Source organism: Limnothrix sp. PR1529 (assembly GCF_002742025.1).
Classification (GTDB): Bacteria; Cyanobacteriota; Cyanobacteriia; order CACIAM-69d; family CACIAM-69d; genus CACIAM-69d.
In genome coordinates this window covers 25,072-33,998 of record NZ_LIRO01000103.1, presented here as the reverse complement: position 1 = coordinate 33,998, position 8,927 = coordinate 25,072, and the positions used below count along the sequence as shown (strand labels likewise).

Annotated in this window: 9 protein-coding genes and 1 CRISPR repeat array; of the genes, 3 read left to right on the top strand and 6 right to left on the bottom strand. The window is 53.5% G+C overall.

Annotation, left to right across the window (positions count from 1 at the left end):
* Both AMR42_RS20000 and AMR42_RS14825 read left to right on the top strand, forming a co-directional pair.
* Window positions 1–1,004 (top strand): hypothetical protein (locus AMR42_RS20000; protein WP_158234497.1); only part of this gene is annotated, 1,004 nt, incomplete at its 5' end.
* Between the two features lie 101 nt (window positions 1,005–1,105).
* A complete protein-coding gene (locus AMR42_RS14825) occupies window positions 1,106–1,609 on the top strand; it encodes a Uma2 family endonuclease (protein WP_099534441.1) in 504 nt (167 codons plus the stop codon).
* Between the two features lie 150 nt (window positions 1,610–1,759).
* Here AMR42_RS14825 and AMR42_RS14820 read toward each other — a convergent pair whose 3' ends face one another.
* The 3 genes from AMR42_RS14820 to AMR42_RS14810 form a co-directional block, all read right to left on the bottom strand.
* Window positions 1,760–3,694 (bottom strand): esterase-like activity of phytase family protein, encoded by a 1,935-nt coding sequence (locus AMR42_RS14820; RefSeq protein WP_099534440.1) that lies wholly within the window; start codon window positions 3,692–3,694, stop codon window positions 1,760–1,762.
* 172 nt (window positions 3,695–3,866) lie between these two features.
* The gene (locus AMR42_RS14815; RefSeq protein ID WP_099534449.1) at window positions 3,867–5,054 is read right to left on the bottom strand and encodes an NAD(P)/FAD-dependent oxidoreductase; all 1,188 of its coding nucleotides are present in this window, start codon (window positions 5,052–5,054) and stop codon (window positions 3,867–3,869) included.
* 131 nt (window positions 5,055–5,185) lie between these two features.
* Complete coding sequence (locus AMR42_RS14810; protein ID WP_099534439.1) at window positions 5,186–5,416, bottom strand: helix-turn-helix transcriptional regulator; 231 nt, start codon at window positions 5,414–5,416, stop codon at window positions 5,186–5,188.
* A gap of 230 nt (window positions 5,417–5,646) precedes the next feature.
* Between AMR42_RS14810 and AMR42_RS14805 the strand changes: the two genes are divergently transcribed.
* On the top strand, window positions 5,647–5,916 hold the full coding sequence (locus tag AMR42_RS14805) for a hypothetical protein (RefSeq protein WP_099534438.1): 270 nt from the start codon (window positions 5,647–5,649) through the stop codon (window positions 5,914–5,916).
* A gap of 59 nt (window positions 5,917–5,975) precedes the next feature.
* Window positions 5,976–6,818: direct repeats of the CRISPR family, unit length 36 nt; unit sequence GTGCTCAACGCCTTACGGCATCAGAGGTTTGGACAC.
* 94 nt (window positions 6,819–6,912) lie between these two features.
* On the opposite strand, the gene AMR42_RS14800 is transcribed toward AMR42_RS14805, so the two are convergent.
* The 3 genes from AMR42_RS14800 to cas7i are packed head-to-tail and all read right to left on the bottom strand — an operon-like array spanning window position 6,913 to window position 8,908.
* The gene (locus AMR42_RS14800; RefSeq protein ID WP_099534437.1) at window positions 6,913–7,377 is read right to left on the bottom strand and encodes a DUF29 domain-containing protein; all 465 of its coding nucleotides are present in this window, start codon (window positions 7,375–7,377) and stop codon (window positions 6,913–6,915) included.
* The gene (gene cas5, locus AMR42_RS14795; protein ID WP_099534436.1) at window positions 7,374–8,042 is read right to left on the bottom strand and encodes a CRISPR-associated protein Cas5; all 669 of its coding nucleotides are present in this window, start codon (window positions 8,040–8,042) and stop codon (window positions 7,374–7,376) included. Before cas5 ends, AMR42_RS14800 begins: the two co-directional genes overlap by 4 nt.
* Window positions 8,042–8,908: a type I-B CRISPR-associated protein Cas7/Cst2/DevR gene (gene cas7i / locus AMR42_RS14790; RefSeq protein WP_099534435.1), complete on the bottom strand. Its 867-nt coding sequence runs from the start codon at window positions 8,906–8,908 to the stop codon at window positions 8,042–8,044. Before cas7i ends, cas5 begins: the two co-directional genes overlap by 1 nt.
* Window positions 8,909–8,927 lie beyond the last annotated feature (19 nt).

Below are 8,927 nucleotides of genomic sequence, written 5' to 3'. Positions count from 1 at the left end.
CTACTCCTGCCAGCAGCCCCAAGAATCAAGCAGCAAGCAGTACTTCAGGCGTATCAACACCAGCCAACCAACAGGAAACTAGTCAATTGGGTAGTGGTGTACTAGGGACTGATCCTCTATTCCTCTTAGTAAAAAACTTCATTACATTTTTATCTGCGTTGTTACTATCACGCTTCTTTATGCCCGAAAAAATGTTAGGTGAAAGTAGCAAAGAATTAAAACGCAATCAGGCCAGACTTAGCAAACCTAAATCTGATAAATCCAATCCTCAATTAAGCTCTTCTCCCTCAGGAACAGTCCGTGAATCAGCACAAAGACATTCCGGTGAAAACCAAGCGCCACCAACCCAATGCGGTGAGAACGACAGGAATCAAGAAACTAGTGATGGCTCATCACTTCGCAGATCTGTAACACCAGGAGATACTCCTGAAAGTGAAAATCAGGATGCACCGCAGAACCCAGAAGTATTAACACAACCCTTGCCTGGGGGGAATGAATCTGATCCTATAGCTGAGTCTCCATCTCCTGAATCCTTATTAGTCGCAGAAAAAGTGAGACCTGATAGTCCTTTTCATGAAATTTTATTGATTCTGAATAATAATCTTGACAAGGTTAAAAGTACGGAGGAAATGATTGGTTTTTTAGAAGAGAAAGCTCATATTCAATCGATAAAGGTAGTGAATGGAGACAAATATACATTTAGCCCTAATGATGCGATAGGGAATATGTTTGCTGTTAGGCCAAAGAACAAAACCAGTGAAGATTATGGCTTTGTGTATCTAGGATCTTGGCGTGAGGATGAGAATAAGAAAGGATTCATTGGTTCACTTGATGATCTGGAGATATTGTTTGAATTTGAGCAAGAAATACCAGACAAAAAGCAAAAATTCTGTTGGACTTGTTATCGTAAGCTCCCGAGGCTTAAAAAGAAGTCAGAGAAATTTGAATTTTCCAACAACGACGAAGACAAAGGTGTAATCGAATTAAGACCGTACAAAAACTAATCTACCAGAACTGCTCTAGCCTGCCCCTATCACCTGCTAGAGTTTCCAATGCTTCTGCCCCCACTAAACTTCTGATTCTACTAAATTCCTTTAGGTAACTCATTTTCTTCCGTCACGAATATCGCGATGGTGAAGTCTTCGCTATGACTGGCAGCACGCCGAACCAAAATGTGATCGCTGGTAACTTGCTCGTTGCGCTGAGAACTCAGCTTCGGGGTTCTGGTTGTCGTGTTTTCTTGGTAGGAATGAAGCTGCGAATCGAGGCAAGTAATGCTTTCTACTATCCCGATGTTGTGGTGACTTGCGACGATCGAGATCGCCCCAATAACGAGCAATATATTAGTTATCCGCGCTTGATTATCGAAGTGCTGTCGCCCAGCACAGCCCGGTTCGATCGCACTGAAAAATTCGCCGATTACCGAACCATTCCCAGCCTGACCGAATACGTGCTCGTTTCGACGGATTGCCAAGCGATCGAGGTGTTTCAAAAGAGCGATCGCGGTGAATGGCAACGAGCCAATCCGAGCGACCCGGTGCAACTAATCAGTATCAATGCTTCGATCGCGATCGCGGATATTTATGAGGATACGGATCTTGCGGGCTAATCTCGCTGGCGGATTGCCAATGCAGTCCAGCGAGCGGCAATCTGCAAAAGATAACCCCTTACCGAAACGATGAAATGGTTGGGTTTTGGGGGTTTCACAAGGGGCCGTTGCCCCCTGTGAAAACGAGAAATTCGAGCGAGAGGAAACGATCTAGACCAGTAGGAATCGACTGGCGATCGCGCTGGCTTCCGCCGTTGAGCGACCGCGCAACACCCCAATCAGTTCATCGCCGCCGCTGAGGCCCGCCGTGCCGTCATTGTCGATGAACAGACCCAGGGCCGTGGCATCCACGGTGGTAGTACCGAGAACGTAGGTGGCTCCGCTGGCCAGTTGCAGGCGATCGTCCGTGGGGCTGAAGTCCGTGATCAGGGCGTAGTCACCTAAGCCGGGGTTGCTGTTGTTGGTGTTGCTGTAAAACGCGCCGCTGCCGTTGCCCAACACAAACAAATCGCTACCGGCTCCGCCGACGAGGGTGTCGATTTCGCCAGCGCCCCGGAGACTGTCGAGGCCCGCGCCCGTCAGGGTGTCGTTGCCTTGGTCGCCCGACAGGGAATCGCTGCCCAGGTCGCCAAACAGTTGGTCATCGCCCTGGCCGCCAAACAAAACATCTACATCTTGGCCGCCGCGCAGGAAATCGTTGCCTTGGTTGCCGTAAAGGGTGTCGTTGCCCTGATTGCCCGCGAGGCTGTCGTTGCCCTGGTTGCCGAAAACTAGGTTGTCGCCACCCCGTGCATCGAGTCGATCGGCGGCGTTGGTGCCGCGAAATTCCCGCGCTACGGGCAGGGCCTCATCAAACCGAATCAGGCCCAATCGCACGGGGGTGACTTCCGTTTCAAAGGGCACGGTTCCGTTGCCGGGCAGGGTGTCGGCCGCCAAGCCGAAGTCGTTGTCGTTGATGATCGCGAGGGTGTTGGCATCAACCCGCGCCAGGCCTTCGGGTTTGTCCACGTTCACATAGCCCGCTTCGGCGGCGTTCACGAGCAGCCGCTTGGCAACGGGTTCAATGCCGGCCGCTTTCAGTTCTGCGTAGGTTAGCTGCTCGATCGTTTTGCCGGGGGGCAGTTGGCGTAAGTTGGCGGGGGAGTTGATGTTGGTCGCGCCGGCCAGGTCGATCTGATAGATCAATTTGTTGGAGCTGGTGTCGGTCAGGTCGTCGCGTTCAATGACGGCAAATTGACCGCCCCCGATCGCCACGGCATCCCCAATTTTGTCGGTGCGGCCATCGCCACTGCGGGTGATGTCATCGAGGATGTAGAGATATTCGGCGGTCACTTCGCGGGTGCTGATGTCCAACTGCACAATCCGCAGGTTGCGCGACCCTCGGGAGGTGGTGTCGGCGGTGCTGTCGGGATTGTCGATCGCGCTTTGGATGAAGGCATAGAGTTTGTTGCCATCCAGCGCCACGGCTTCAAACCCTCGATTGGCCCGGCGCGACCCATAGACGGCGGGTAAGATTTCCGTGCCGAATGTGCCGGCGGGTTGTTGAGCGGCGGCGGCGGTTCCTTGGGGAATGAAGCGGTTTAGGAGTTTGCCGGTGCGATCGAACTGATAGATGGCGGGGCGATATTCATCCACCATCCAGAACGATCCATCGGGGGCCACCACCACCCCTTCCGAGTCAATGCCCACGGGGTCGTTTGTGAGCCGGTTGCCAAACAAGTCTACGGGCACTTCGTCCGTGTAGGCTGCACCGGAGGCGGCCGCTTGCAAGTTGGGCAGGCCGGTGATCGGGCGATTGTCGGCGGCCTTCAGCCCGATCGTCTCGGTGAGGGTGAAGGTGCGAGTGGCCGGATCCAAGGAAAAGCGAATTAACTGCGGCTGAAAATCGGGCAGCGCAAAGGGGCGCTCGTTGCCGGGCACGTCGCGCAACAGGTTGGTGGGTTCACCATTGGGGCCGCGATCGGTATGGGTCAGGAATTGCAACCGCCCGTTGGCATCTCTTCCCTCGAAGGCTAACCCGGAAAACCCGCCCAGAAAAATCTGTTGACCGGGCGTGGTTTGGGAAGGGTTGCGGGGGTTGGTCGTGGCTGTTGTGCCCAACAGCGGACGGTTATTCCAATCGAAGGTTGAAATTGTGGTGGCCATACAGCACAGGAAACAATGGTGGGCAGAGGCTCCCAAGCGATCGAATCGCGCCTTGGAGCTTGGCCACTCTATCGGTCTGGGCTTAAGCAACCATTAACACTGGATTGCTGTTTGCTTAATCTGCGCATTCCGGCTCAAGGCCACTGACCCCAGGGCAACCGATCGCCCCTGCTCAAACCTGTACCAAGGCATCCCAACGGCGAAGCGTTTTTGCCGATTGCAGCAAGCGCCGAGGGAGCGATCGCCCGGTCAGGAAGTTCATCAACCAAGGAGACTGGTTCCAGCGATTGATCCGACGGGACAGGACAAACTCCTGATCAAACAGTCGTTGCAAGTCGCGATCGTAAGCGGAGAGGGCTGCGCGATCGAACTGGCCAACTCGGATGGCTGTTGCGGCCACGGCCGCCGCCAGCCGCCCCGAGTCGATCGCCTTGGCCGTACCAAACCCCGTTAGTGGATTGCACAGGCCGGCCGCGTCGCCCGCCAGTAACACCCGATCGCCCGATCGGCGGATCTGGGCCGAGCCACCAAAGGTCATGGGCCAGGTTTCCGGCTCACTGATGGGTTCTGCGGTTGCCAAGCATTCCCGCAACCAGGGTTTGGCGGCAATCACCTCCGACAGCAACCCGGACAGGCGGGCCGGATCGTTGCCAATTTGATCGGCCCTAGTGCCCAAGCCGACTTTGAACCGCCCATGGGCCAAGGGAGCGATGAACAAAAAGCCCGGCAAGAGGGGCTGAATATAGTGTGCTTCGATGTGGGGCTGCTCGAAGCCGGCCACGTTGCGATAGTAGCGGTGGAGTGTCAGGGCCCGATCGGTGGGGTCTTCGGTTTGGTTCAGCAACAGGCTGGCCACGCGCGATCGGGCCCCATCGGCTCCAATGACGAGCTTGGTGTGCAGGGTTTCCGTTTGCTCACCGATTTTTACCACTGCCGCCAACCGATCGCCCGCCGGTTCTAGGGTCACCAATTCACAGCCCAGCCGCAGATCCGCAGTCGATCGATCCACAAACCCTAACAGCAGGGCATCCATGGCCTGGCGATCCATGGTGTAAATCGGGGCTTGGTCGGCCGGGTGGGGCAAGGGGGGTTGGTAGCGATCGCCCCGATCACTAAAAATCCAAGCGCCGGCCGGACAGGGCAACAGGTCGGGGCTGGCGAGGAGGGCTGCTGCCAAATCAGGGCGATTGAGGCGATTGAGCGCTGCCAACAGATCCTGGCCAAAGGCGTTGCCGTCCACTTTGTCGCGGGGAAAAACGGCGCGATCGATCAGCACATGGTCAATTCCCCGCTGACTGAGGGTGATTGAGCTGGCCACGCCTGCCGGCCCAGCTCCGACGACTAAAACATTGGTTTCCATAGCAGTGGATTGAAGGGCAAATCTTTTTTGAAGCTTGAATACTGTCTATTGATCTTCTTAGATTGCCCGATCGTCAACTTGCCAAAATTGGAGGCGCTGGGGGCTAAAAACTCAAAAAAATGGGCGATCGGCTATTCCACGATTTCGCCCAAATATAGCCGCACGAAATCCCGCGCTGCTTCTGGATTTAGCTTTTTTAAGGCTGTGACGATCGCCACGATCGTGTCACCGCTAGGGTCGCGAACGTCATTGCACCAGCGATATACGGTGGTTCGCTCGATATCCAATTTGGCAGCGAGAGCGTACTGACTGACCTCGTGCGAGGTCAAAACTTGCTTTAAAACTTGTCCGGCTTTCCCCATAGGCTCAATCCTCTCAAAAGCCTATAGGTTTCGTAAATTGGCTACCATTTGGACTAGTAAATTGATCGGTTGACGTATACAGATTGGACTATTAAACTTAAGGCAAGTCCAAGTAAGTGAGATTTGACAAAGCTGTTGTACATCCCACATTCAACGGGGGATAGAGACTGATGCCTCATTGATCTTGCTTTGCTTGTGCCGACGGCCAATTCATTTCAGGAGGAACGGCCATGACGACTGTAACTGACTTTGTGGAAACGCCGATCGCCCCGGAATCCTTGACTGAGGGGCAATCCGCGCTCGATTCCCTGCCCGCGCGATTGGATGGGCGCGAAACGGTGAAGGTGATGGTGATTGGGTCGCCGCGTGCGGTGGAAAACACGATTCGAGTGTTGTATCTGCGCGGCTTTGCGGAGTTGTATGAGTGGTCACCGATGCAGCCGACCCAAAATCCCGGTGAGGTGATGAGCTTGCTGAGGCGGCTGTTGTCGTTGAGTTGAAGAGTGGGTGGGGCGATCGATCAGGGAGAGGTTTGAGGCCTTTCCCTGCGATCGTCGATGTGCTCAACGCCTTACGGCATCAGAGGTTTGGACACGCCTTCTCGTTACTCAGCTTCCGCCATCGGGCACTGTTGGGTGCTCAACGCCTTACGGCATCAGAGGTTTGGACACTTCCGGTGCAAATCACCCGAACTTCTACCATCGGTTAGTGCTCAACGCCTTACGGCATCAGAGGTTTGGACACATGGCCGACTTTGGCGCTAATCGCCACCGTCCCGAAGATGTGCTCAACGCCTTACGGCATCAGAGGTTTGGACACCATTTCCTGGGCGATCAATTCGCCCCTCCGACTGGTGCTCAACGCCTTACGGCATCAGAGGTTTGGACACTTGATTGCGTCCCCGCTTTCGGTTCTGCATGAAATCACCCATGTGCTCAACGCCTTACGGCATCAGAGGTTTGGACACGAAGCAGAAATTCGAGGCTCAGTTGCCATCAAATTCGTGCTCAACGCCTTACGGCATCAGAGGTTTGGACACCGGGATTCCGATGACCACCTTTGGCTATCGCCCGTTCGTGCTCAACGCCTTACGGCATCAGAGGTTTGGACACGGGTAAAACTCCTCGATAAAGCCTTCAATATCAGCGAGTGCTCAACGCCTTACGGCATCAGAGGTTTGGACACGGTTAGATTATGTTCCCGAAAAATCCTGGATACAGTGCTCAACGCCTTACGGCATCAGAGGTTTGGACACGAGACTGATTGCGGATTTGATTGCAGACCAGAGGGCTGGTGCTCAACGCCTTACGGCATCAGAGGTTTGGACACTCAAGCAACAAATTGGCAATCACAGCGGTCTCAGCAGGTGCTCAACGCCTTACGGCATCAGAGGTTTGGACACAGCGCCGCTTGGAACCCTTTCGGGACAAGCGCCGAAATGCAACCTTACAAGCATCTTACCCGATCGCCCCCGATCACTCAACGCGCCCATTCGATCATTCATGCATCAAATCCGGCGCATCAAACTGATCGGAATTCAGCACAAATTCCCAATCAAACGGCGACTCTGACGGCACTAAGTTTTCCTCATAGTCTTCCAAACCCATTTCATCGATCGCCAACAGTCGCCCCAACTCATAGGCTTCCGCAAATGCTTCGGGAATCGCTGATTTCAAGCTGGGATTTTTGGCCAGCAGCTTGCGAATTTCCAACCGCTGCACTCGAATGGTGGTCATCCACGATCGACTTTGGCGATCGGGTTGATAGCGCCACTTCAACAAATGCCCCAACAAAATTCGTAACCGGCTGACGAGTTCCCTGCGTTCCTGTCGTCCCATGCTTTCAATTTCGTCCGCCAGTCGTTCCCAGTCGATTGCCGCCGCATTTCGATCGCGCAGGAGGGCGGCCTGGGCGATCGTCCAGCCATAGAAATCAGTGTCGTAGGCGCTGTTTTCAGTCACACTTTCCGCCCTCCTTTTGCTGGTTTAGTGGCGGGTTGACCACTGATCGTCACCCAGGCGCGATCGTCAAAATCAGGAGTTTCAGTGAGTGAAAAGCGCTGAAATATTCCTCGGGTGGTTGTGCGATCGATCCAAACGGGCAAACCAATTAACCCCCTAGGATCTTTAATCAGCCAGCGTACAGGGCCATCCGTTTCCCGGTAGAGCCGCATTCCATTGATCATTGCCCAAGATTCGCCTAGGCTCAAGCCACCAAACCGACGAATCTTTTCGGGTGTTGTGAGGGCAATTGAAAGACGATCCAACAATCCAACAGTAGCCACTTCATGGCTAGAGTCCACCCGCAAAACCAACTTTAAATCAGTCAAGATTTCCTGAAAGTTGGGTTTAGAAAACTGACTAGTTGGATAAGTGCCCAGATGTTGCTTGCTGAACTTATGATGGCGCTGTTTTCGCAAAATCCGTGAAATCGGCGGTGCTTGACCAATTAACCCGATCGCTAATTGCACACCGAGATGTGCCGTCAGGTCTTCTTCGCCCACCAGTGACAAGAGAAATCCATAAACCGTCGAAGGCGGCGGATATTGATAGGTTTCCTTATAGTCCCTGGCAAAGCTACGCGGAAAGCTGGTACAGGGACAATCCAAATAAAACCAGTTGTTCATTAGGCAATAATCCCCGCTGCTTTTAGTTGTGCTTTTGCAGCATCCTTAGCAGCTTTCACGCCATCGAAAACGGAAGCTCCCAAATTCTTGAGTGTTTCCCCGTAGGGTGTTTTGGCAATCTTGCCCCCAATGATTAACTCTTGAGGGTTGATGTCTCCGGCTTCCAGCAACCGCACCAATTCTGGACATCCCACATCTTCTCCAACTCGCTTGAAGCAACCCATAATCCAAGGGCTGGGATCTTCAGTGATCCGAAAAACAATCGATTCCGGTCGAAACTCATACAAGAACCGTGAATGATTGCCACCCACATGGCGAACACCCACCAATGCTTCCAAAAAAGCAGTAGCGCGATCGGGCTTTTTCAGATGCTCAGGAGTCAGGGCGATCGCATACTGATAAGCCGTGTTGTGCATTTCCGTGTTGTGGATTGAGGTGCTGCCTTTTTCGCCCCCCTTGGAACCAAAAGCAATATCGCCCCAGTAGGGATCAAGGCTAATCGCTCGGCTGACTTCTAATGCGCCACGCCGTTTCTCAGTTGCGTTCTTATTATCCTTATCCTTCTTGGCATCCATGTAGCCAAATAAATCGTCATCAATGAACTTTTCGGCGCTGTGCTTTTCATCCTTGATGTCGTACTTGTCGAGATCGGGGTTAAACGTTCGATTCACTTCCTGATCTGCAAAATGATGCTGCAAATATTCGCGATAGCCCCAACGAATGGCATCAGCGCTGACCGTGGTGTATTGGTCATTGCCGCGTGTGATCTTTTGGAGTGTAGCCAAAGTGCTGCCATCACCTTCACCCCGATTATTAGCAGCGATCGCAGTAGGAGTGACGATATTGGCAAACAAATGCTTAGACATGATTTGAATCCTCTGAAGT

Excerpts from the sequence above, each read along its gene's own strand:
- AMR42_RS14820 (WP_099534440.1), bottom strand. The coding sequence starts at position 3,694 with ATGGCCACCACAATTTCAACCTTCGATTGGAATAACCGTCCGCTGTTG.
- AMR42_RS14815 (WP_099534449.1), bottom strand. The coding sequence starts at position 5,054 with ATGGAAACCAATGTTTTAGTCGTCGGAGCTGGGCCGGCAGGCGTGGCC.
- AMR42_RS14810 (WP_099534439.1), bottom strand. The coding sequence starts at position 5,416 with ATGGGGAAAGCCGGACAAGTTTTAAAGCAAGTTTTGACCTCGCACGAG.
- AMR42_RS14805 (WP_099534438.1), top strand. The coding sequence starts at position 5,647 with ATGACGACTGTAACTGACTTTGTGGAAACGCCGATCGCCCCGGAATCC.
- cas5 (WP_099534436.1), bottom strand. The coding sequence starts at position 8,042 with ATGAACAACTGGTTTTATTTGGATTGTCCCTGTACCAGCTTTCCGCGT.
- cas7i (WP_099534435.1), bottom strand. The coding sequence starts at position 8,908 with ATGTCTAAGCATTTGTTTGCCAATATCGTCACTCCTACTGCGATCGCT.